The following is a 21,227-nucleotide window of genomic DNA, read 5'->3' on the forward strand; positions in this document are numbered from 1 at the left end:
CCGGCCGCCGGGTCGAACCGGCGGCCGGGAGGCCGGCGTCAGCCCTCGAGCTTGGGCAGGATCTGCGAGTCGATGATCTGCGCGGTCTCGTCCTGGACCTGCTGCATGGCCTGGCGGACGTCGGCGCCGCCGAGCACACGGTCGAACGCGCCGCCGATGCGCCGGCCGCCGTTGGGGACCAGCACGCGGGCGTTGTCCTGCGGGCGTGTATGGGCGAGCTGGTCGATCGCGGTGGCGGCCTGCGGGGTCTCGGCGAGGTAGTCCTTGATCTCCTGCGCCTCGCGCGCGGACTTCCGGACGGGCATGTAGCCGGTGCCCTGCGAGAACTTGGCCGTCGACTGGGTGTTGGTGAGGAAGTCGATGAACTTCATGGCGTTGAGCTTGCGCTCGTCCGAGATCCCGGCCGGGATCGCGACGCCGGCGCCGCCGGTGGGGCAGGAGTTCTTCTCCGCCGCGCCGGGCAGGAAGGCGGTGCCGAACTCGAACGCGGCGTTGGTCTTGGCCGAGGCCAGTGAGCCGGTCGAGGCCAGGGCGCAGGCGGCCAGGCCCGAGCCGAACTCGACGATCGAGTCGGCGGAGACCACCAGGAAACCGTCGTCGTTGAGCTGCTTGACGTACTCGACACCGCGGATCGTGTTGTCCTCGGTGAAAGTCGGGGTCCACTCGCGCGAGAAGGCGCCGTCGAAGTCCCAGATGATGTTCTGGCCGGTCCAGTCGATGTAGTTGGAGCCGTCGTACATGGCGATCGCGTGCTTGCCCTCGCCGATCGCGTCCTGGATGCGCGGCGCCCACTCGGCGAACTCGGTCCAGTTCTCGGGCCCACGGTCGGGCAGTCCGGCCGCCTGCCAGACCTCCTTGTTGTAGTAGAACAGCGGCGTGGACCGGGCGAAGGGCACGCCGTAGTTCTCGCCCTCGAGGACGTAGTCGCCCAGCAGGGCGTCGACGAAGTCGCCGGTGTCCACGCCGGCCTCGCTGAACAGCCCGCCGAGAGGGGCGATCTGGTCGTTGAGCGCGAAGTTGAACCAGGTCACGTCGGAGACCACAACGACGTCGGGCAGCTCGCCGCCGGTCAGGGCCGCGTTGAACTTCTGGGCGACCTCCTCGTAGTTCTTGCCGCCGTCGACGAGGTTGACCTTGAGATCGGGGTTCTCGGACTCGAACGCGGCGATGATCTCCTGCTCGAGCTCCTTGGAGCTGCCCGGGTGGTTGGACCAGAAGGTGATGGTGCCGCTGTCGCCGCCGCCGGAGCCCGCGGCACCGCCGTTGCCGGAGTCGGAGTCGGACCCCGTCCCGGCGCACGCGGAGAGGGTGGTGGCTGCGGTGGCGGCGCCGATCACGCCGAGGAAGCCGCGGCGGTTGAGGAGAGTCATGTCTGTGGGTCCTTTCGGGTTGTACTGCCGGCCGTGTGCGGGTCGCGGCGGGTTCGAGGAGGGGTGTCGGCGGGTCAGCCCTTCACCGCGCCGGAGGTGAGGCCCTTGATCATGTGGCGCTGCAGGATCAGGAAGACGATGAGGATCGGGGTGATGGTGAGGACGGTGGCGGCCATGACCATCGGCCAGTCGGTGAACCCTCCGTCGGTGTTGACCAGCCGCGCGAGCCCGACCTGCAGGGGCGCGACGGTGTCGTCGGAGGCGATGAGGAACGGCCAGAGGTACTCGTTCCACTCGTTGACCACGGTGATCAGGGCGAACGCGACCAGCGTCGGCCAGCTCATGGGGAGGACCACACGGAACAGGAGCTTGAGGTGCCCGCAGCCGTCCATCCGCGCCGCCTCGATGATCTCGAACGGCAGCGTGAGGAAGTGGTTGCGCATGAGGAAGGTGCCGAAGGCGACACCGGCCAGCGGGATGATGATGCCCTGGAAGGTGTTGATCCAGCCGAGCTGCGCGATGAACGCGTAGTTGGAGATGACGGTGATCTGGTTGGGCACCATCAGCGCCGCGAGGACCAGCATGAACAGCAGCCCGCGGCCGGGGAACCGGAGGAACACGAACGCGTACGCGCTGATGACGCCGAGGGTGATCTTGACCGCCGCCAGGACGCCGGTGATGACGAGCGAGTTGGTGAAGTACTGCAGGAACGGCACGTCGGCCAGGACCTGCGGGTACGAGTCGGTGGTGATGGGGTCCGGCCACCACACGGGCGGCTGGATGTACACCTGGTTGTCCGGCTTGAGCGAGGTGATGACCACCCAGTACAGCGGCAGCCCGATGATCAGCAGGACGAGGACCATCACCGCGTAGCCGGCGACCTTGGCAGTCCGGGAGCCACCCTGGATCGTGTTCATCGCATGTTCCTGTCCATGACGCGGACCTGCAGGACGGTGATGACCAGGAGGATGAGGAACATGATGGTCGCGACGGTGGCACCGTAGCCGGCGCGGAAGTTCTGGAAAGTCTCCTGATAGACCTGGAACACCATGGTCGTGGTGGCGTTGCCCTGGGGGCCGCCGCGGGTCATCACGTAGATGATGTCGAACACCTGCAGGGAGTTGAGCATGACGGTGATCGACAGGAAGAACGTCGTGGGACGGAGCATCGGCAGGGTGACCCGTCGGAAGGTGGTCCAGCGGCTGGCGCCGTCGATCTCGGCGGCCTCGTAGAGTTCGGCCGGCTTGGCCTGCAGCGCGGCGAGGTAGATGACGAACGAGTACCCGAGGTTCTTCCAGATGTAGGTGATGGTGATCATCGCCAGGGCCCAGTCGGGGTCCTGGTAGAAGTCCGGCACGGGCAGTCCGACCATGGTGAGCAGCGCGGAGACCATGCCGAACCGGGGGTCGAAGATGAACTGGAAGGCCACACCGATCGCCGCGCCCGCGATGACGAACGGCGCGAACACCGCCGACCGGACGAGTCCTCGGCCGACGAGTCGCTGGTCCAGCAGCAGCGCCAACGCCAGTCCGAGGACCATGGAGCCGACCACCGCGGAGATGGTGAACACGCCGGTGTTGCGCAGGATGAGCCAGCTGTCGTCGCGCCCGAACCACTCGACGTAGTTGTCGAACCCGATGAACGTGGAGGTGGGTGACGAGATGTTCCAGTGGAAGAAGCTCAGTCGGACGTTGTCGAGCAGCGGGCGGTAGGTGAACACACCCAGCAGCGCGAGGTTGGGCAGAACCAGCGCGAGGAACAGCGCCTTCTCCCGGAACGCCCCACCGCCCGGCAGCGCCCCACCCGCGCGGAGACGGCGGCGGGCCCGGCCGCGGCCGTCGTCGCGGTCATCGGGTGCGGCCGCCGGGTTCTCGGCGACCGGGGAGGTCGGTGTCTGCACGGTGGGAAGCCTCGTCGTCGATGGTGAACGGACTTTGTCCAGACGATAGACCAGCGGTGACCTGGCGAGGTCGAAACGGTACAAGTGTTGAAAAATGGGGTGGCCCAGCGGATTCCCGGGCAGCTGCGGCCGCCGCGGGATCGGCCGGGGTCAGTAGTTCCAGTCGCCCTGACCGTCGAAGGCGCCGAAGGGCCGGCCGGGGCCGTTCTTGACGATGAACGGGTCGCCGTTGCGGGTGGTGTCGTAGTACCAGCGGGCGTCCTCGGGGCTGACGTTGATGCACCCGTGGGAGACGTTGCGGACACCCTGATCGGCGACCGACCAGGGGGCTGAGTGGATGTAGATGCCGTCGTAGCTGAGCCGGACGGCGTCGTTGACGATCGAGTTGTAGCCGCCCTCCTCGATCCGTAGCCCGAACGTCTCGGAGTTCATGCGGACCTGCCGCCCGCGCTGGCCGGTGTAGTAGATGCCGTTGTAGGTGTCCCAGCCCGGGCGGCCGGCGGAGGCGCGCATGGTGCGGACGTGCTGGCCGTTGCGGGTGACGGTGACGAGCTTGGTGCGGTCGTCGAACTCGGCGATCACGGCGTCGCCGGTGCGGAAGGACTGCTGACGCTTGCCGCCGGCCCACACGGTGACGGAGGTGTTGACGGGCCAGAACTGGTGGGGGCGCCAGCGGACCTCCCGGTCGCCCACCCAGTAGAACTTGCCCGCCACCGGCGGTTCGGTGCGGATGCCGATGGTCGCCTCGGCGCGGGCACGGTCGGTGATGGGCCGGTCGAAGAAGAACATGACCGGCTGTGCGACGCCCACGACCTCGTTGGGGGTCGGGAAAACGTTGACGTCGCCGTACTCGGGGGCGGGCCGCGCCGGCCCGACGACCGGGTAGGTCAGTACCGGTATCGCGGGCACACCCGGGATGACGGGGGTCGGCAGCGGGGCGTTCTCGAGCTGGGGGACGCCGGGCGGGCTCAGCGGCATGACGGACTGGGCCTGCGCGGCGGGGGCGGCCCCGGTGGCAGCCGGGACGCCCAGGACGAGGGCGACCGCGGCGAGGATCGCGGCGGCTGCCGAGGAGCGGGGGTGTCGGGGCATGAAGGGCTCCTGGGGACGGACGGGATTCTTCTTCGGTCTCGCTCAGACTTCTACAAGGAGATGTCGTGTGCCACAACCGAAGTGTTTCCCGGGGGTCCGTCCCGCGCCCCCGGGAGCCCCGAGGTCAGTAGTTCCAGTCGCCCTGTCCGTCGAAGGCACCGAACTGCCTGCCGGGGCCGTTCACCACGATGAACGGGTCGCCGTTGCCGGTGTTGTCGTAGTACCAGGCCGCGTCCTCGGGGCTGACGTTGATGCACCCGTGGGAGACGTTCCGGACGCCCTGGTCGGCGACCGACCACGGTGCGGAGTGGATGAAGATGCCGTCGTAGCTGAGTCGCACGCCGTTCTCGACGGTCGTGTCGTAGCCGCCGGCGTCCATCGCCAGTCCCCAGGTGGAGGAGTCCATGCGTACCTGGCGGTCGCGCCAGCCGTTGTAGTAGATCCCGTTGTGGGTGGGGAAGGCGTCGCGGCCGGCGGAGGCGCGCATGGTGCGGATGACCTCGCCGTTCCGGGTGACGGTGACGAGGTGGGTGTTGTCGTCGTAGGTGGAGACGATCGCGTCGCCGGTGCGGAAGGCGTGCTCGCGTCCGCCCGCCCACACGGTGACGGAGGTGTGGGCCGGCCAGAACTCGTGCGGGCGCCAGCGCAGTTCGGTGTCGCTCACCCAGTAGAACTTGCCGCCGACCGCGGGGGCGGTCCGGATCGCCACGGAGGCCTCGGCGCGGGCGCGGTCGGTGACGGGGCCGTCGAAGTGGATCATCACCGGCTGTGCGACGCCGACCGTCTCGCCCGGGGTGGGGTAGACGGAGGCGACGCCGACCTCGGCGGCGGCGCGCGCCTGTGCGGGGACGGGGATCGTGAGGATCCCGGTCGAGCCGGGCATCGGGGGAGTGGGGACCGGGGCGGATTCGGAGCCGAACGCGCCGACCGATCCGGTGGATCCGGTGTAGCCGGCGAGTGACTGCGCGGAGGCGGCGGGGGAGAGGCCGACGACGACGAGGCCTGCCGTGGCCAGAAGTGGGGCGATGATCCGGGGTCGGCGCGACATCGGTCTCCTCGGTGCGGCGCCGCGATGAGGCGGCGGGGCGGGGCGACGCGGGCGCACGGGCGGGCCGGAGCGGTTAGTCCCATGCGCCACATCAGTAACAGGAGCAACAATACCCTCGCCTCGTCCCGCCTGTACATCCCGTGGGGCGCAGGGCGTCCCGGGCCGCCGCGGACCCGCGGGCGCGACTCGCGGACCCACGACGCGCAACCGTCCCAACGTTCGTTGGTAACGGGGATCGGAGAACCGCTGGTAGGCACGCCGCGGGTCGTTATTGACCGTAAGTCAGCTACAGAACTCCTGCTCATGGGGTTGATGTGGTCTCGGATGCAACATATGGTCGACGCAGTCACCGCCTGAGGGGTCGGTGGCGAGAGTGAAGTGGTTGCTGAGGGGCTGCGACTTCACACTTCAAAAGGGGCCGGTCGTGAGACCGGGGCACCTGGGGGGTGCCACCCGCAGCCGTGTAAGGCAGCGAGGAAGGCCGGATCGTGCTCGATCCGCCGGATAGAGGAACGGCGTCGGATGCTGAGGGGCTCCGGCGCCGTTCCCGTCTGTGCCGACAGGCTTCGGCGGGCCCTCGGCGGGCCCAGTCTTCGGCGGGCCGTGTCGCCGGCTGTCAGGCGAGTATGCGCTGCGCCACCCGGTGGAGTCCGCTCAGCGCTGACGCCTCGGCGTCGGGCGACCGCGGGGTCTCCGGCTTGAGCAGGGTGATGTGCCACAGCTCGTCGCCGGACACCAGGATCGTGTGCACCTCGACTCCGCCGCCGGTCGGCGCCGCCACGCAGTCGATGTAGGCCGTGGCCAGGTCCGGTCGGACGGGCGCGGGCGCCCCGGGGGCCGCCGGCGCCGCGTCCTGGATCGCCGCGGCGTCGCTCCCGCGCACCTCGGAGCAGGCGTAGCGCACCCCGAGGAGCGTGGCCTGCTCGGCGAGGGCCGCCTCCGCCCCGGCGCGCGGCGTGACGACGCCGGCGGCGAACGTGTCGGGGACGATCCCGGGGTCGAACGCCGGCGCGGTCGGCGAGGTGGTCACCGCCGCGGACGTGGTCTGCTCGGCCCCGGCCCCGGCCCCGGCCCCGGCCCCGGTCTCATCCTCGGCCTCGGTCGTCTCCGTGTCCTCCGTGGCGGTGACGGTGGTCTCGACCCCGTCCGCCCCGGTGACGGTGGTCTCGGTGCCGGTGGTCCCGGTTCCGGTCGCGGCGGCGGAGCGCTCGGCCTCGAGTCGCTCGGGCGAGCCCGGACCGCCGTAGGTGCACAGTAGGCCGAGGTCGCCGGAGCCGGTGGGGTCGACCTCCGGCATGTCCGCGCGGGTGAGCTGGATGATCTCCTCGGTGGTCAGGTCCAGCAGTTCGCAGGCGTTGAGCCGCTCGTCGGGTGCGGGTCGGCCCTCGACCATCGCGGCCGCGATGTCGTGTCGGGGATTCGGCGTCAATCGTGGCGGGCCGGAATCGCCCGCGTCGGGGCCGGCCGTGCACCCGGCGACCGCGGCGACGGCGGCGATCGCCGCGAGGGTGCTGGATCCGCGAGCGAGACGACGACCGCGCGCCGGTCGGGGTCCCTGGGATCGCATGATCCGATCCTACGGTGCGGCCCACAGGACGGTCCCCCGACGTCCGCCGTTCATCGCGCGTGCGCCGTCCGCTCACCTGACCCGGCGACACTGCGGGAGTGGAGTCGATATCCGGTGCCGTCCCCGAGGGCGATCGTCGCCAAGGCCCTCCCCTGGACCCGCCCCCGGCGTCGCTTCCGGGGCCCGCGCTCGGGTACCAGCGCTCGAGCCTGCCCGCCCACGGCTGCGCGCCCGAAGGCTGGCGGGAGGCCGTCGCCACCGCGGGGCTCGGTGAGGGCGTCGCCGTGTTCGACGCGCTGGCCGACGATCTGATGTCGCTGTCCGCCCACCGTCGGTCGGGACTGCGCATCACCCCGACCGATCGGGGCCCGTCGGTGGACGTGGTCGTCCTGGACGGGCCCATGCGGGGACCCTGCCGACTCGTCGACCGGATCGACGAGTCGCTGCGGCAGGGCCTCGTCGTCGGCACCCTCGAGGGCAACACCGCGGTGGCCGAGCACCGCTGCCACCTCGACCTCCACCCCGCCACCTCCGCGGTCACCGCCACCGTCCGCACGGTGTGGCGACCCCGGACGTTCTACGTGCTTCCGGGCGCCACCGCGCGCGAGGCGCGCGCCTACGACCGCATGGCCGACCGGCTGCTCCGCGCGCTCGGTGCGCCCCGCCCGGGCGGGGCGTGACCCCGCGCGGCGCGACCCCGCACCGCCCCGCGCGGCGCCCGCCTCAGCCCGTGGCGTCCGGGGACGTCACCGAGTCGGCGACCGCCTCGAACGCCTCGCGGATGCGGTGCTCGAGCAGCGACCCGGACTCGTCCGTCCGCCACCGCTCCACGGCGACCCGCAGGATCGCGATCGACGCCGCGGCCACGGTCGCCGCTTCGACGGAGTCCGGCGCCCGACCCTCGCGGCGCGCCACCAGCTGTGCGAGCTCCTTCTCCGTGATCGCGAGGATCTCGTGGACCTGCGTCCGGACCCCCGGCTCGCGCCGCCACATGTCGTGGAACCGGTCGAACGCCCCGCTGCGTCGCCGCGCGTTGGACACCTGGTGCCACATGAGGCGGGCCAGCGCGGTCATGGTGGACACGCTGCGGTCGGAGAGGAACTCCTGCACGGCCTCGCGCCCGGCCGGGGGAGTGTCCGGGATGCACGCGGCGGCCTTGGAGGGGAAGTAGTTGAAGAACGTCCGCCTCGAGACGTTCGCGGCTCTGGCGATCTCGTCGACGGTCACCGCGTCGAGCCCGCGCTCGATCACCAGGTCGACGGCCGCGGCGGAGATCGCCGACCGGAGCTCGCGCCGCCGGTCCTCGGTGCGGTCGGCGCCGGAGGCTGTGCGCGCGGATCCACCCATGGCCCACCTCCCGTTCGTGCGACCGGTCTGCTGCCGCCGACTCTACTGACCGGCCGGGCCTCTATCCTGGCCGTATGCGCAAACCCGCGGGTATGGTCCTCGACGCAGTCGCCCTGGGCACGGCCTCCGTGCTCCTGCTCGGTGTGCTTGCCGGGTGCAGTGGTTCCTCGGAGCCGGCCGCGGAGATGGGCACCATCCGGACCGCCCCGCCCGAGACGGTCGAGCCGGAACTGCCTCCGGTCGAACCGGTCTCGGAGGCCGACTGCCCGTACCTGTCCGCCGACGAGGTCTCGGCGGCGGCCGGTGTGCCCGCCGCGGACGTCCGGATCGACGAGGGCGTGGACCCCGCGGCCTGCTTCTTCTACGACGCCGACGGTGCCGTGCATCTGACGACCACCGTGTACGAGGTGGCGTCGCCCGAGCGCGCGGCGGAACTCGTCGCGGAGTCGGCGCCTCCGGGTGAGTCCGAGCCGCTGGAGGTCGGGGGCGGATGGAGCGGCGGCCTCACGGTCGGGCCGGCCGGGGCGCTGGCCGTCCTGTCCGGCGACGACCGCGTCCTCGCCGTGCAGTCGACCGGCGAGGAGCCCGACACGGTGCGGAGCGTCGTCGAGCTCATCGGGCCGCGGCTCGAGAACTGAGGCTCGGCGGGACGCGGGGCGCGAGGCGCGCGGTAGGAGGCGCGGGGCGCGGGGCGCCGGGCTCAGGCGGTCTCGGTGATCATCCCCAGGATGAGTTCGGCCATGCTGCGGGCGGTCATGGCCGTGGTCCGGACCTCGCCGAGCATCGCGGCGGTGACCGAGCCGTCGTGTAGCAACGCCAGCCGGTCGGCGAGGTCGGCGATGTTGTCCGGGTCCTCCAGTCCCATCGCGGCGAGCTCGTCCCGCAGGGTCTGGGCCACCCACGTCCGCTGATCGGCCACGGCCGCGCGGATCGCCCGCTCGCCGTCGGTCGCGGGGCTCGGGAACTCGATCGCGGCCGCGAGGTGGCAGGACCCGGGCATCGCCGGTTCCACCTGCTCGCGCACGATGTCGAACAGTGCGAGGATGCGTCCCCGGGCGTCCGGGGCGAGGTCGGCGCGGCGGCGCCACAGCTCGCGGTCCCGCTCGGCGACCGACCGCAGATACGCCACGACGAGCTCGTCCTTGGACCCGTAGGTGTTGTAGAGACTGGCCTTGGCGACCCCGGCCTCGCGCAGGATCCGGTCGATACCCACCGCCCGGATCCCGTCGGTCGAGAACAGACGGGTCGCCGTCGCCAGGAGCCGCTCCCGCGGTCCGGGCTTGGTCGACCGTGTTCTCGTCACGGGTAACAGACTATCGGCAGTGATAGCCGATACCACCTCGGCCGGGCGGGCGTCGGTCAGTCTCCCGGCCCGCGGCTGTGCTGCGACGTGTCCGGGTCGGGGGTCGGCGTGCCGTCCGGCGCGTCGGGCACGTCGGGGGCGTCGGCCGTCCGCCCGGTGAGGAACTCACCGGCCTTCTGCTGGACGCTGTCGGTCCGCGCGGCGTGCTTGCCGCCGGTGCGCTGGTCGAACGCGTCTCCGGCCTTGTCGAGGGCGGCCTCCACCTTGTCGGGATTTCCTCGCGCGAAGTCCCGGGCCTTGTCGAACAGTCCCATCTGGTGCTCCTTTCGGTGCTGGCGTGAAGAGTGTGGTGTGAAGAGTGCGGTGTTCAGAGTGTGGCGATGGACGCTGACGGCCCGGCCCCGTGTGGGAGCCGGGCCGTCCAATCGATCGTGCGAAGGGGTGTCAGACCTTGGTGCGGCCGCGTCCGCGCACAGCGGAGACGACCCAGATCAGGAGGCAGGCGCCGATGATCGCTGCGACGAAGCCCCAGATCGAGAAGGCCTCGGGCATTCCTCCGCCCTCGGAGACGAGCGAGACGATGAGGCCTACGACGAAAGCACCGACGATGCCGGCGAGAACGTTGGCGACGAATCCCATCTGGGCGTTCTTGCCCATGATCATCGACGCGATCCAACCTGCGAGGCCACCGACGACGATCCAGGAGATGATGCTCCAAAGCATTGTGGTTGTCCTTTCCCGAGAGTCGTACTCGGCCCGGGACGGGCCGCTTTCTCAGGAGAACACGAAGACGACACGAATGCTTCCGGTCGAAGGCGCCCGGTGATTAAACGTCGCTCACTCGTTACTGGTCCGTGACCCTCAGGCAACCTCCGCCGATTCGGGGTTCTTCTCGATGTACCGTGCGACGAACGAGCAGGACGGGCGCACCCGCAGGCCCTCCTCGCGGGTCACCCGCAGGGCCTCGGCGACCAGGCGCCCGGCCAGGCCACGGCCCCCGAACTCTGACGCGACGACCGTGTGCGGGAACTCGCGGACGCCGTCCGGGCCGTCGCTGTACTCGGCCTGGCCCGCCACGACGCCGTCCACGAGGATCTCGAACCGCCCGGCGGCGTCGTCACGCCGAACCTGAACATCCTCCGAGCCGCTCATGAGTGCGACTCCGGACGCACGACCATGACCGGGCAGGGCGCCGCCTGCAGCAGCGCCCGCGAGGTGGAGCCGAGGACCATGCCCGCGAATCCGCCGCGCCCGTGGGATCCGACGACGACGAGCTGGGCGTTCTCCGACTGCTCGACCAGCGCGCGGACCGCGCGATCGCGGGTCACGTAGCGCTGCACCTCGACGTCGGGGTAGCGGTCCGAGAATCCCGCCAGCCGCTCGGACAGGGTCTGCAGCTGCTGGTCCTCGAGCTGCTTCCAGTCGTCCTCGGTGAGCGAGATGCCGGCGGCCGCCGCCTGGACCTGCGGGTCCATCCAGGTGTGCACCGCGATGAGCGGGGTGTTGCGCGTGGAGGCCTCCGCGAACGCCCACTCGGTGGCCTTGGCGCTGACCTCGGAGCCGTCGATGCCCACCACCACCGGGCCGGTGCGGTCGAGGTCGTCCGTGTCCTCGCGGGTGACGACGACCGGGCAGAACGCATGGCTGGCGACGGCCGCCGAGACGGACCCGAGGACCATGCCCTTGATGCCGCCCAGCCCGCGGGAGCCCAGGACGATCATCTTGGACTTGCGCGAGTAGTCGATGAGCACCTGCGCCGGGTTGCCCTCGACGATCGCGTGCGACACCTCGACGCCGGGCGCGACCTTCTCCGCGGTGGCCCGCGCCTGCTCGATGATCGGGTGGCACTCGCGCTCCAGCTCGTCGTAGACGGGCTGCGGCGGGATCATCCCCTCGGCGAACATCGCCGCCGGCATCGTGTACGTGGTCACGAGCCTGAGCGGGACGCGCCGGGCGGCGGCGGTGTTGGCGGCGTAGGCGACCGCGCCGGTGGAGGCGGCGGAGCCGTCGACGCCGACGACGACAGTGTTCTCGAGGGAGCTCATGTCCCTGAGACTACCGCCGCCCTCGGCAGTTGATAACAGATCTGCGCGTGGTTCAGAACTCGTCAGGGAACGGAGCGTTCGGGGGGTAGGCCAGGTTGAAGCTGCCCTGGAACGCCGGGAGGACGGCGCGACCGGGGCCGAAGAGGAAGAAGTCGACGACGGCGTCGATCATGGGAGCTCCCGAGGTTCTAGTGGTGCATGTGGTGCGCGAGACAGATGATGCGCGAGTGAGTGTAACCCACCGATTAGACTGAGGGACATGTCCGGTTCCAGGCGACGAGGTCGTCCGCTCCCGCTGCGCGACGGCGTCGACCCGGTGCGGATCCGGCTCGCCGACCCCGGGCAGGGGCCCCGCAGCATCGTCGAGGAACTGCGCCGCCGCTTCCCCGACCGGCTCCCCGAGCTCGACGCGGCCCTCGAGGCGGGGCAGGTCGTCACCGCCGACGGGGCGGCCGTCACCCCGGCCACCCGGCGACACCGGGGGATGGACGTGTGGATGTACCGGACGCCCGACCCGGAGATCCCCGTGCCGCATCAGGTGGAGGTCCTCCACCGGGACGACCACCTCGTCGTCGTCGACAAACCCCACTTCCTCGCGACCACCCCCCGCGCCGGACACGTCACCGAGACCGCGTTGGTGCGCCTGAGGCGCGACCTCGGACTCGACGACCTCGCACCCGCCCACCGCCTCGACAGGCTCACCGCCGGCGTGCTCGTGTTCACCGCCGACCCCGCTCGCCGCGGCGCCTACCAGGACCTCTTCGCCGCCCGCTGCGTCACCAAGACCTACCTCGCCGTGGCCCCCGCCCCCGCCGGCGTCGCGACCGTGCGCGAGCGCTCCAGTCGCATCCTCAAGACCCGCGGCGTCCTCCAGGCCGCCGAGGTCGCCGGCGAACCCGACGCCCACACCCGCATCACCCTGCTCGACACCCGCGGATCCGGACCCGACAGGCTGGGCCTCTACCGCCTCGAACCGACCACCGGTCGGACCCACCAGCTGCGCGTCCACATGAACGCGCTCGGCACCCCGATCCTCGGCGACGACCTCTACCCGCACGTCCTCGACGTGGCCCCCGGCGACTTCACCCGCCCACTGCAGCTCCTCGCCTCCGAGATCGCCTTCACCGACCCCGTTACCGGGCAACCGCGTCGCTTCACCACCGGGCGCAGCCTCGAGGCCTGGAACCGCGGGCGGGATCAGGGTGCGAACCCGGGCAATCCCCGATCGGCCCCCGCTCCGAACTCGTGCAAGCTGTAGGTCGACCACCATGATCCGAGGGAGCACATGACCACCCAGGCCGAGACCCACCACCGGGCGGGCGCGGCGGACGCCGCCGCCGTCGCCACCGACCTCGTCATGACGTACGGGGAGGGGGAGACCGAGGTCCGCGCCCTCGACCACGTCAGCGCGACCTTCGAACGTGGCCGGTTCACCGCCATCATGGGTCCCTCGGGCTCCGGCAAGTCCACCCTCATGCACTGCATGGCCGGCCTCGACCGGCCGACCTCCGGCTCCGTGCGCCTCGGCGACACCGAGATCGTCGGGCTCGGAGACAAGGACCTCACCGCCCTGCGCCGCGACCGGATCGGCTTCGTCTTCCAGTCCTTCAACCTCGTGCCCACCCTCACGGCCGAGGAGAACATCACCCTGCCGCAGGACATCGCCGGGCACACCATCGACCGCGCCTGGTTCGACGAGGTGATCGGGCGGCTGGGCATCGCCGACCGGCTCTCGCACCGCCCGTCCGAGCTCTCCGGCGGACAGCAGCAGCGCGTCGCGTGCGCCCGCGCCCTCGTCGGTCGCCCCGACATCCTGTTCGGCGACGAGCCGACCGGCAACCTCGACTCGACCTCCTCCGCCGAGGTGCTCTCGATCCTGCGCAGCGCCGCCGACGACTTCGGCCAGACCGTCGTGATCGTCACCCACGACCCCCGCGCCGCCACCTACGCCGACCGCGTGCTGCTGCTCGCCGACGGCCGCGTGGTCCGCGAGCTCGAGCGCCCCACCGCCGACGAGATCCTGTCGGCCATGGGCGCCCTCGAGGAGCGGTGATGGCCGGCGGGAAGCACGAGGCGCGACACGCGCCCCGGCACTCGCGGCCCATGCTGCGCGTCTCCCTGCGCAACATCTCCGCCCACAAACTCCGACTCGTCCTGTCGGTGCTGGCCGTGGTGCTGGGGACCGCGTTCGTCACCGGCTCGTTGGTGTTCACCTCCACCCTCAAGAGCACCTTCGACGGCCTTCTCGAACAGGGCACCGCCGACCTGTCCGCCATGATCGAGCCCGAGGACCCGCGCGGCGCCGGCGTCCCGTTCGAGGTGGCCGAGCGGGTACTCGACCTGCCCGGCGTCGAGGCCGCCACCCCCGGCGTCTCCGGCACCGTGGTGCTCTTCAACGCCGACGGCACCCCCTACCAGTCCGGCGGCGCCCCCTCGGAGGGCCTGGCCTGGGTCGACCCCGAGCACTCGGTCGGCGACAGCAGCCGGATCGTCGACGGCCGCGCCCCCGCCGGCGACGACGAGGTCGTCCTGCCCACCACCGTCCTCGAGAGCGCGGGGCTGGCAATCGGTGACACAGCGCAGGTCTACACCACGGGCCAGGGCATGCTCGACGTCCGGATCGTCGGCTCCTACGCCAGCGACACCGACGTGGGCGGTTACGTGGGCGTCGGATTCTCCGAGGACCGCGCCCGCGCCCTGTTCACAGACGGCGAGAACGCCTCCGGCGTCTCCGTCCGCGCCGAGCCGGGCGTGAGCCAGGAGCAGGTCCGCGACACCATCGCCGCCGAGTTCCCCGACTACACCGTCAGCACCGGCGACGAGGTTCGCGAGCGGCTCTCCGAGCAGCTGTCGACCATCCTCGACTTCGTCAACTACTTCTTCGTCGCGTTCGGGCTGATCGCCCTGCTCGTGGGCACGTTCATCATCTACAACACCTTCTCCATGCTCGTCGCGCAGCGGCTGCGCGAACTGGCCCTGCTGCGCGCGATCGGTGCGTCCCGCGGCCAGCTCACCCGGTCCGTCATGGCCGAGGCCGCCGTCACCGGGCTCGTCGGCTCCGCGATCGGCGTGCTGGCGGGCTTCGGGCTCGCGCAGCTCATCTTCCTGGTGCTCGAGGCCCTCGATCTGGGCATCCCGTCCGGCGCCCTCTCCCTCACGCCGATGTCGGTCATCACCCCACTGGCGCTGGGCTTCGTCGTCACCGTGTTCTCCGCCTGGGCCCCCGCCCGGCGCGCCGGACGCGTCGCCCCCGTGCAGGGCATGCGCGTCGGCTCGGTCTCGACCGAGGCCGGCGGCGCGTGGCGCACCTACATCGGCGTCCTCGCCGTGGTCAGCGGAGTGGCGTTGGCGCTGATCGGTACGTGGCACGACACGACCCGCGACGGGGCGATCACCGTCGGCGTCGGCGCCGCCGCCCTGATCGTCGGCAGCTTCCTCGTCATGCCCACGCTGGCCAAGCCCATCGCCGGTGGTATCGGCCGCGTCATCGGCGCGCCCTTCGGTGCTGTCGGCAAGCTCGCCGCCACCAACGCAGGCCGCAACACCCGCCGCACGGCTGCGACCGCCTTCGCCCTGACCCTGGGGCTCACCCTCGTCGCCGCGTTCGGCACCCTCGGCGCGACCACCAAGGAGAGCGTCTCCGGCGTCATCAACCAGGACATCAACGCCGAACTCGTGATCCAGGGCGTAGCCTCCCAGGGGCCGCCGACCCCGCTCCCCGGGGGCATCCAGGACAGGGTCACCTCTGTCGACGAGGTCGGCGACGTGGCGTGGCTGGCGTTCTCCTTCGCGCAGCTGGCCGGCGAGCCACAGGCGCTGGCCGCCGCGGGCGGGCCGCTCGAGGAGATGATCGACGCGACCATGGTCGACGGCTCGCTCGTGCCCGGGCCCGACTCGCTCGTCGTGTCCCGCACCGTCGCCCGTGATCGCGGCTGGACCGTCGGCGCGAGCGTCCCCCTCGTCGGGCCCGACGGCACCGAGTCGACACTGCGGGTGACCGGCGTGTACGAGGACTCCCAGATCCTCGGGCCGTTCTACACCGGTATGGACGTCTACGAGCGCCTGGTGCCGGAGAACCTGCGCACCACGTCCATCATGCTCGCCTCCGCGGCCGAGGGCGTCAGCACCGACGAGGTGCTCGCCGCCGTCACCGACGAGCTCACCGACATCCCCATCGCCATGGTGCAGAGCAAGCAGCAGTACATCGACGTCCAGACCGGCGGTATCGACCAGCTGCTCTCGATCATCTACGCCCTGCTGGGACTGGCACTGGTGATCGCCGTCCTGGGCATCGTCAACACCCTCGCGCTGTCGGTGATCGAACGCCGCACCGAGATCGGGATGCTGCGCGCCGTGGGCATGCAGCGGTCGCAGATCCGCCGCACCATCAACCTCGAGTCGACGCAGATCGCTGTGTTCGGCGCGCTGATCGGCGCGGCGGTGGGCGTGTACCTGGGCTGGGCGTTCGTCACCGTGCTGGCCGACAGCGGCCTGACCGAGACGACCATCCCCTGGGGCGGCATCGTCGTGGTGCTGGCGTCCTCGGCGGTGGTCGGCGTGCTCGCGTCGCTGTGGCCCGCCCACCGTGCGGCCAAGACGGGGCCGCTGGAGGCGATCGCCGACTGACGGGTGCTGCCGGGCCCGCCGGCGGGTGGGGCTGCCGGCCGCGGGGGGGCCTGCTAACGACGCAGGCCGAACAGGTTGCGGGGGCCGCGGTGCTCGTGGCGGGCGAGCACCGCGCCCAGCAGCTCGGCGTCGTGCTTGGCGTCGACCTCGGCGCCCGCCAGGCGTCCTACCGTGCGTTCCCACAGCAGGCCCTCGTACACCGTGAGCAGGTCGAGGGCGGCGGTGGCGGGATCGCGGAGCCCGGCGGCGTCGAGCGCGCCGACCAGGTCGCTGGGGTCGAGGAGGGACGCCACGAGGTCGGTGGTGTCCGCCTTGCCGGCCAGCTCGACGATGAGCGCCGACCGGGCCGCGAGTTCACCGCGGTAGTCCTCCAGCAGCCCTTCCATCATGCGCGCGAGTGTCGAGAGCACCTCGTCGGCGTTCGATGACGCGAGTTCCTGGATGCCGGAGACCTCGACGAACCCGCGAAGCAGCGAGGTGAGCCGGTCGACGGTGAGGGTGAGCAGTTGGGCGCGGGTGCGGCAGTAGTACGAGGTGGAGCCGGAGGGCAGTCCCGCCTCCGAGTCCACGGCGCGGTGGGTGAGGGCACGGACACCGTCCCTCGCCACGACCTCGATCGCGGAATCGGCGATGAGCATCCGCCGGTCCTCCATGGGGGCTCCCGTCCTCGTCGTCTTGTGTCGGGTGACCGGCTCGACCGCTGTGGCGTCGGTATGCGTTCCGTCCCGCTGACTCGAGCGCCAGCCTATAGCCGACCCGCGCCGCAGGGCGTCGAAATCACGGACGCCCCGGCACCGGATCGCGGTGCCGGGGCGTCGCCGGTCGTGACGGGGTCGCGGGCCTCGTCAGGCCACGGCGACGACCTTGCGCGCCCGTCGGCGCGCACGGTGGTGCTTCAGCGCGGTCTTCAGGCCCGCTCGCTTGCCCTCCGGGGCGGGCAGCGGGGTGGGCAGGTCCTCGAACATCCGCTCGGAATGGGTCTCCGGCGCATCGTCCGCGGTGGCGCGCAGCATGTGGTTGGGCAGCGACAGCTTGGCGATGGTGCGCCAGGTCTTGGCATACTGGACCGGCAGCGGGCCGGCCACATACGGCAGGTCGTACTTGTCGCACACCGCGCGCACGCGCAGCGACGCCTCGGACAGTCGGTTGGACGGCATGTCCGGGTAGATGTGGTGCTCGATCTGGTACGAGAGGTTGCCGGACATGAAGTCCATGATCGGACCGCCGGTGATGTTCGCCGAGCCGAGCATCTGACGCAGGTACCACTCGGCCTGCGTCTCCTCCTGCACGTTCTTCTTGGTGAACTTCTCCGCCCCGTCGGGGAAGTGCCCGCAGAAGATCACCGCGTTGGTCCACACGTTGCGGATGCCGTTTGCGAGCAGGTTCGCGGTCGCGGTGGACTTCCACCCCTTACCCGACAGCGCCGGGTACAAGACGTAGTCCTTCAGCAGCTGGCCGGACGCCTTCTTGGCGAAGAGCTTGAGCTTGCGCTTGGTCTCCCCGCGGTCGTCACGTCCCATGGCGACCTTGCCCAGCTCGAGGTGCTGGATGCCCACGCCCCACTGGAACAGCAGGGCCAGCACCGCGTTGTAGGCGACGTTGCCGTAGAAGAACGGGCTCCACCGCTGGTCGCGGGTCACGCGCAGCAGACCGAATCCCACGTCGTCGTCCATGCCGACGATGTTGGTGAACTTGTGGTGCAGGTAGTTGTGGGTCTGCTTCCAGTGTTCGGACGTACCCACGATGTCCCACTCCCAGGTGGTGGAGTGGATCTCCGGGTCGTTCATCCAGTCCCACTGGCCGTGCATGATGTTGTGCCCGAGCTCCATGTTCTCGACGATCTTGGCGACGCCGAGCGCTCCCGCGCCGACCGCCCAGGCGGTGCGGTTTCGTGAGCCCACGAGGAGCAACGCGCGCGCTGCGACCTCGAGGCCGCGCTGGAAGCGGATCGTGTTGTGGATATAGGCCGCGTCACGCACGCCCAGGGAACCGATGATGTCCTGACGGATCTGCTCGAGCTCGGCGCCGAGCGCCTCGACGTCGTCCTCGGTGAGATGCGCGAACTCCGGGATGTCGGTGATTGCCATGAAGCTACGGTACCGTAACTTACGGTCGCGTAGGTACGTCTGGTTGCGTCGGTCACAAAAGTGAGGTCGGTTGTACTGGTCTCGGTGACCCGTTATCTGCGGCGTCTCCGATCGCTTAGTGGGCATCGGTAACGCCCTGGCCTGCGAGGGAAGACGACGATATCCCAGTTGATGTCACGGTTTTGTAACGTCGGTTGGGTTCGCGACGACATAGAGGTCGTCGCGTAGGGGTCACGGATACGACAGCGCCTACCGCGATACGACCCAGTACGCACCAGCACGACAACCGAGGAGACACACCATGAGCAACGCCAACGACATCTTCCTGCGGGCCATCCAGCCGGTCGTCGACATCTTCTGGTCCCTGGTGTGGAGCGCCACCGGCTCGACCGTCAGCGTGCCGCGTCCGACGGCTCCGGCGCCCGAAGCGGCCTGATTCGCCGGGCCGGGTGCTCTGCCCGGCCGCACACGAAGGCCCGCCCCTCCGGTCGAGGGGCGGGCCTTCGCGTGATCTGAGACCGATCGGGCTCAGAGTCCGAACTTCTCGCTGCCGCCCAGGTCGACCGGGATCGAGGCGCCCGTGATGCCGGCGCCCGCGTCGCTGCACAGGTAGAGGGCCATGGACGCGATCGCCGACGGCTCGACCCACGGTTGGGGCATCTGGGTCATGTTGCTGTAGGTCTCCGCGGTGTCCTCGAGTGTCGTGCCCTTCCCACCTGACATCATCTCGATCATCGCCGGGTTCTCGATCATCGGCGTGCGGACGTTGCCCGGGTGGATCGAGTTGCACCGGACGTTGGAGAAGCCGAGTTCCCCGGCGAGGGCCTTGGCGAGGCCGCGGACCCCCCACTTGGACGTCGCGTAGCTACCGGTGAACGAGCCGCCGCGAAGGCCCACCATCGAGCTGATGAGTACCACTGAACCGCCCCGGCCCGTGGCCAGGATGTGGGGAATCGCCACTTTGGTGGTGATCCAGGTGCCCTTGAGGTTGATGTCCATCGTGCTGTCCCACTCCTCCTCGGACCGCTCCCAGGTGGCGATGGGCTGTGGCGAGACACCGGCGTTGGCCACGACGAAGTCCAGTCCGCCGAACTCGGCAACCCCGGCGTCGACCGCCTCCTGCATCCCCGGCAGGTCACGTACGTCGACGATCCCCGTCACGCACCGCCGCCCCAGCGCGCGGACCGCCTCCGCGGTGGCCTCGAGATCCGCCGGCTCGGCCATGGGATAGGGCACCGTCTCGATATCCCGACACAGGTCCAACGCGATGACGTCGCAGCCCGCGGCGGCGAAGGCCTCGCAATGAGCTCGTCCCTGGCCGCGGGCTGCGCCGGTCACCAGCACGACCCTTCCGGTCAGATCGGTTGAAGTAGTGGAGGGGTGCGACAAGGTGAAGCTCCTGACGATGAACGGCGGCGGTCCCTGCGGGGCCAGCCGACCTGCGGCATGCTTGAAGTCAACGTAAACAGACAGAACAGGTAGTGGTCATCATGCTCGAACGGACACTCGTCCTAGTGGATACGTCGTATCTACTGGCAAGTTTTTACAACTCCTGGGAGGAGGGTGCGCGAGGCCAGCTGGAGATATCACTCGCCACGGTCGTGCACCGGTTAGACCAGGTCGCCCATAGCCTCGTGGACCAGCCCGTGCAGCGGCAGAACTGGTACGACGGCATCCCGGACTCCGGCCCGCACCGGTACCAACGCACGCTGCGCGTTATCGAGGGTGTCCAATTGCGCGCCGGTCAGCTGATCGAGTGGGGTGAACGCCGTACCCAGAAGGCCGTGGACACCCTCCTCGTCGCGGACATGATCCAGGCCGCGTACAAGGGGCAGTGCTCGGACATGGTGCTGGTCACCGGTGACGCCGACATGATCCCCGGGGTCCGGGTGGCCGTGGACGCCGGCGTGCGGATGCACCTGGTGGGCTTCGGCTGGGACTCCATCTCGTCGGCACTGCGTCACGCCTGCGACACGACGACGGTCCTCGACCCCCGCACCGACTTCCACGACGCCATGCAGATCCGCGTCCTCGAGGGGCCGATACCGCCCAAGGTCCGCACACCGACGGCGACGCCCGCCCATCCGGGCGAAGACGGGCATGACCCCGACACCCACGAGTCGGTGGACCTGATGGAGGTGGACCTGCGGGCCGACCGCGCCGCCGCCACCTCCGTCGCCGACGAGACCCGGCTGACGATAGCTGACGAGGAACGCGCCGCCGACGCCGAGGAACTGGCCGTCGACGAGCAGGAATGCGCCACCCGGATCGAGAGCGAAGGTGACGAGCAGGAGGCCGCGTCGCCCGGGGAGGACGCCGCGACGCCTGCCCCGCGGCCCGAGGAGCCGGCGGTGGTCACGCCGGCTGACCTGGCACCCAAGCCGGGCCCGACGCCGCAGGCTTCGCCTTCGCCCGCCGAGCACGCCGGGTCGGTCCAGAAGTCCTCGGCCGCGGGCGGGCCGGCGAACGGGTCCTCGCGGCCGAACCCGTCAATGATGGCCCCGCACCGTCGCCCGCTGCGGTCAAAGTTCGTGCCACTGCCCGAGGAGGTGTGGACCTCCTCCGGTGAGCAGACCCCCTTCGACGTGGGTCAGCAGTACGCCACCTGGTGGTACGAGCAGGCCGCGACCGAGCAGCAGCGCGACGAAGCCCACCTGCTGTCCGGTGGGGTGCTCCCCCCGGCGATCGACCGTCCGTTGCTGCAGTTCGCCTGCCAGATGCTCAACGAGTTCACCCTGACCGAGGCGCAGCGCGTCCGTTTGCGCGACGGATTCCACGAGGGGATCCGCGCCGTGCTTCTCAAGCACCGCTGACGGCCTGCGTCGTCTAGAAGGGCGGTAGG

22 protein-coding genes are annotated in these 21,227 nt (G+C 70.4%); 7 read left to right on the forward strand and 15 right to left on the reverse strand.

The window, feature by feature from the left end:
• Positions 1 to 38: 38 nt before the first annotated feature.
• From DCI01S_RS10815 to DCI01S_RS10840, 6 genes are all read right to left on the reverse strand, one after another.
• On the reverse strand, positions 39 to 1,370 hold the full coding sequence (locus tag DCI01S_RS10815; RefSeq protein WP_061229231.1) for an ABC transporter substrate-binding protein: 1,332 nt from the start codon (positions 1,368 to 1,370) through the stop codon (positions 39 to 41).
• 74 nt (positions 1,371 to 1,444) lie between these two features.
• Positions 1,445 to 2,287: a carbohydrate ABC transporter permease gene (locus tag DCI01S_RS10820; protein WP_061229232.1), complete on the reverse strand. Its 843-nt coding sequence runs from the start codon at positions 2,285 to 2,287 to the stop codon at positions 1,445 to 1,447.
• Complete coding sequence (locus DCI01S_RS10825; RefSeq protein ID WP_061229252.1) at positions 2,284 to 3,165, reverse strand: carbohydrate ABC transporter permease; 882 nt, start codon at positions 3,163 to 3,165, stop codon at positions 2,284 to 2,286. Before DCI01S_RS10825 ends, DCI01S_RS10820 begins: the two co-directional genes overlap by 4 nt.
• A gap of 255 nt (positions 3,166 to 3,420) precedes the next feature.
• Positions 3,421 to 4,362, reverse strand: a complete 942-nt coding sequence (locus tag DCI01S_RS10830; RefSeq protein ID WP_061229233.1) for a L,D-transpeptidase — start codon at positions 4,360 to 4,362, stop codon at positions 3,421 to 3,423.
• A 124-nt stretch (positions 4,363 to 4,486) separates the two neighbouring features.
• Complete coding sequence (locus tag DCI01S_RS10835) at positions 4,487 to 5,410, reverse strand: L,D-transpeptidase (RefSeq protein ID WP_061229234.1); 924 nt, start codon at positions 5,408 to 5,410, stop codon at positions 4,487 to 4,489.
• A gap of 616 nt (positions 5,411 to 6,026) precedes the next feature.
• Entirely contained in the window at positions 6,027 to 6,977 is a 951-nt protein-coding gene (locus tag DCI01S_RS10840; RefSeq protein ID WP_061229235.1) for a hypothetical protein, read from the reverse strand.
• 98 nt (positions 6,978 to 7,075) lie between these two features.
• Here DCI01S_RS10840 and DCI01S_RS10845 point away from each other — a divergent pair, with 98 nt between their 5' ends.
• Complete coding sequence (locus tag DCI01S_RS10845) at positions 7,076 to 7,657, forward strand: DUF1990 family protein (RefSeq protein ID WP_061229236.1); 582 nt, start codon at positions 7,076 to 7,078, stop codon at positions 7,655 to 7,657.
• Between the two features lie 43 nt (positions 7,658 to 7,700).
• Here the strand turns inward: DCI01S_RS10845 and DCI01S_RS10850 are convergent, their stop codons facing one another.
• Positions 7,701 to 8,324, reverse strand: a complete 624-nt coding sequence (locus DCI01S_RS10850) for a TetR family transcriptional regulator (RefSeq protein ID WP_061229237.1) — start codon at positions 8,322 to 8,324, stop codon at positions 7,701 to 7,703.
• Between the two features lie 74 nt (positions 8,325 to 8,398).
• Between DCI01S_RS10850 and DCI01S_RS10855 the strand changes: the two genes are divergently transcribed.
• Positions 8,399 to 8,962: a DUF2020 domain-containing protein gene (locus tag DCI01S_RS10855; RefSeq protein WP_061229238.1), complete on the forward strand. Its 564-nt coding sequence runs from the start codon at positions 8,399 to 8,401 to the stop codon at positions 8,960 to 8,962.
• Positions 8,963 to 9,024: 62 nt separating this feature from the next.
• Here the strand turns inward: DCI01S_RS10855 and DCI01S_RS10860 are convergent, their stop codons facing one another.
• From DCI01S_RS10860 to DCI01S_RS10880, 5 genes are all read right to left on the reverse strand, one after another.
• Positions 9,025 to 9,627, reverse strand: a complete 603-nt coding sequence (locus tag DCI01S_RS10860) for a TetR/AcrR family transcriptional regulator (RefSeq protein WP_061229239.1) — start codon at positions 9,625 to 9,627, stop codon at positions 9,025 to 9,027.
• Positions 9,628 to 9,683: 56 nt separating this feature from the next.
• Positions 9,684 to 9,941 (reverse strand): antitoxin, encoded by a 258-nt coding sequence (locus DCI01S_RS10865; protein ID WP_061229240.1) that lies wholly within the window; start codon positions 9,939 to 9,941, stop codon positions 9,684 to 9,686.
• A 130-nt stretch (positions 9,942 to 10,071) separates the two neighbouring features.
• Positions 10,072 to 10,350 (reverse strand): GlsB/YeaQ/YmgE family stress response membrane protein, encoded by a 279-nt coding sequence (locus tag DCI01S_RS10870; protein ID WP_061229241.1) that lies wholly within the window; start codon positions 10,348 to 10,350, stop codon positions 10,072 to 10,074.
• A 138-nt stretch (positions 10,351 to 10,488) separates the two neighbouring features.
• Positions 10,489 to 10,779, reverse strand: coding sequence for a GNAT family N-acetyltransferase (locus DCI01S_RS10875; RefSeq protein ID WP_061229242.1), 291 nt, complete (start codon positions 10,777 to 10,779; stop codon positions 10,489 to 10,491).
• Entirely contained in the window at positions 10,776 to 11,672 is an 897-nt protein-coding gene (locus DCI01S_RS10880; protein ID WP_061229243.1) for a universal stress protein, read from the reverse strand. The genes DCI01S_RS10875 and DCI01S_RS10880 overlap by 4 nt, the downstream gene beginning before the upstream one ends.
• A gap of 259 nt (positions 11,673 to 11,931) precedes the next feature.
• Here DCI01S_RS10880 and DCI01S_RS10885 point away from each other — a divergent pair, with 259 nt between their 5' ends.
• From DCI01S_RS10885 to DCI01S_RS10895, 3 genes are read left to right on the forward strand one after another with little or no spacing between them, the layout of a single operon-like run.
• Complete coding sequence (locus DCI01S_RS10885; protein ID WP_061229244.1) at positions 11,932 to 12,930, forward strand: pseudouridine synthase; 999 nt, start codon at positions 11,932 to 11,934, stop codon at positions 12,928 to 12,930.
• A 27-nt stretch (positions 12,931 to 12,957) separates the two neighbouring features.
• The gene (locus DCI01S_RS10890; RefSeq protein ID WP_061229245.1) at positions 12,958 to 13,725 is read left to right on the forward strand and encodes an ABC transporter ATP-binding protein; all 768 of its coding nucleotides are present in this window, start codon (positions 12,958 to 12,960) and stop codon (positions 13,723 to 13,725) included.
• Positions 13,725 to 16,298, forward strand: coding sequence for an ABC transporter permease (locus DCI01S_RS10895; RefSeq protein ID WP_061229246.1), 2,574 nt, complete (start codon positions 13,725 to 13,727; stop codon positions 16,296 to 16,298). Before DCI01S_RS10890 ends, DCI01S_RS10895 begins: the two co-directional genes overlap by 1 nt.
• 53 nt (positions 16,299 to 16,351) lie before the next feature.
• On the opposite strand, the gene DCI01S_RS10900 is transcribed toward DCI01S_RS10895, so the two are convergent.
• Positions 16,352 to 16,951, reverse strand: a complete 600-nt coding sequence (locus DCI01S_RS10900; RefSeq protein WP_061229247.1) for a TetR/AcrR family transcriptional regulator — start codon at positions 16,949 to 16,951, stop codon at positions 16,352 to 16,354.
• 192 nt (positions 16,952 to 17,143) lie between these two features.
• Positions 17,144 to 18,385 carry a fatty acid desaturase family protein gene (locus DCI01S_RS10905; protein WP_061229248.1) on the reverse strand — a complete coding sequence of 414 codons (1,242 nt, stop codon included), beginning with the start codon at positions 18,383 to 18,385 and terminating at the stop codon, positions 17,144 to 17,146.
• Positions 18,386 to 18,686: 301 nt separating this feature from the next.
• Between DCI01S_RS10905 and DCI01S_RS18045 the strand changes: the two genes are divergently transcribed.
• Positions 18,687 to 18,821, forward strand: coding sequence for a hypothetical protein (locus DCI01S_RS18045; RefSeq protein WP_256386853.1), 135 nt, complete (start codon positions 18,687 to 18,689; stop codon positions 18,819 to 18,821).
• Between the two features lie 92 nt (positions 18,822 to 18,913).
• Here DCI01S_RS18045 and DCI01S_RS10910 read toward each other — a convergent pair whose 3' ends face one another.
• A complete protein-coding gene (locus DCI01S_RS10910) occupies positions 18,914 to 19,774 on the reverse strand; it encodes a mycofactocin-coupled SDR family oxidoreductase (RefSeq protein ID WP_061229249.1) in 861 nt (286 codons plus the stop codon).
• A 101-nt stretch (positions 19,775 to 19,875) separates the two neighbouring features.
• Between DCI01S_RS10910 and DCI01S_RS10915 the strand changes: the two genes are divergently transcribed.
• Positions 19,876 to 21,198: an NYN domain-containing protein gene (locus DCI01S_RS10915; RefSeq protein WP_061229253.1), complete on the forward strand. Its 1,323-nt coding sequence runs from the start codon at positions 19,876 to 19,878 to the stop codon at positions 21,196 to 21,198.
• Positions 21,199 to 21,227 lie beyond the last annotated feature (29 nt).

The organism is Dietzia cinnamea NBRC 102147, from assembly GCF_001571065.1.
GTDB lineage: Bacteria > Actinomycetota > Actinomycetes > Mycobacteriales > Mycobacteriaceae > Dietzia > Dietzia cinnamea.

Coding starts and splice junctions, on each gene's coding strand:
- DCI01S_RS10905 (WP_061229248.1), bottom strand. CDS start 18,385: ATGGCAATCACCGACATCCCGGAGTTCGCGCATCTCACCGAGGACGAC.
- DCI01S_RS10850 (WP_061229237.1), bottom strand. CDS start 8,324: ATGGGTGGATCCGCGCGCACAGCCTCCGGCGCCGACCGCACCGAGGAC.
- DCI01S_RS10895 (WP_061229246.1), top strand. CDS start 13,725: ATGGCCGGCGGGAAGCACGAGGCGCGACACGCGCCCCGGCACTCGCGG.
- DCI01S_RS10820 (WP_061229232.1), bottom strand. CDS start 2,287: ATGAACACGATCCAGGGTGGCTCCCGGACTGCCAAGGTCGCCGGCTAC.
- DCI01S_RS10830 (WP_061229233.1), bottom strand. CDS start 4,362: ATGCCCCGACACCCCCGCTCCTCGGCAGCCGCCGCGATCCTCGCCGCG.
- DCI01S_RS10835 (WP_061229234.1), bottom strand. CDS start 5,410: ATGTCGCGCCGACCCCGGATCATCGCCCCACTTCTGGCCACGGCAGGC.
- DCI01S_RS10900 (WP_061229247.1), bottom strand. CDS start 16,951: ATGGAGGACCGGCGGATGCTCATCGCCGATTCCGCGATCGAGGTCGTG.
- DCI01S_RS10875 (WP_061229242.1), bottom strand. CDS start 10,779: ATGAGCGGCTCGGAGGATGTTCAGGTTCGGCGTGACGACGCCGCCGGG.
- DCI01S_RS10815 (WP_061229231.1), bottom strand. CDS start 1,370: ATGACTCTCCTCAACCGCCGCGGCTTCCTCGGCGTGATCGGCGCCGCC.
- DCI01S_RS10855 (WP_061229238.1), top strand. CDS start 8,399: ATGCGCAAACCCGCGGGTATGGTCCTCGACGCAGTCGCCCTGGGCACG.
- DCI01S_RS18045 (WP_256386853.1), top strand. CDS start 18,687: ATGAGCAACGCCAACGACATCTTCCTGCGGGCCATCCAGCCGGTCGTC.
- DCI01S_RS10840 (WP_061229235.1), bottom strand. CDS start 6,977: ATGCGATCCCAGGGACCCCGACCGGCGCGCGGTCGTCGTCTCGCTCGC.
- DCI01S_RS10890 (WP_061229245.1), top strand. CDS start 12,958: ATGACCACCCAGGCCGAGACCCACCACCGGGCGGGCGCGGCGGACGCC.
- DCI01S_RS10865 (WP_061229240.1), bottom strand. CDS start 9,941: ATGGGACTGTTCGACAAGGCCCGGGACTTCGCGCGAGGAAATCCCGAC.
- DCI01S_RS10915 (WP_061229253.1), top strand. CDS start 19,876: ATGCTCGAACGGACACTCGTCCTAGTGGATACGTCGTATCTACTGGCA.
- DCI01S_RS10880 (WP_061229243.1), bottom strand. CDS start 11,672: ATGAGCTCCCTCGAGAACACTGTCGTCGTCGGCGTCGACGGCTCCGCC.
- DCI01S_RS10885 (WP_061229244.1), top strand. CDS start 11,932: ATGTCCGGTTCCAGGCGACGAGGTCGTCCGCTCCCGCTGCGCGACGGC.
- DCI01S_RS10870 (WP_061229241.1), bottom strand. CDS start 10,350: ATGCTTTGGAGCATCATCTCCTGGATCGTCGTCGGTGGCCTCGCAGGT.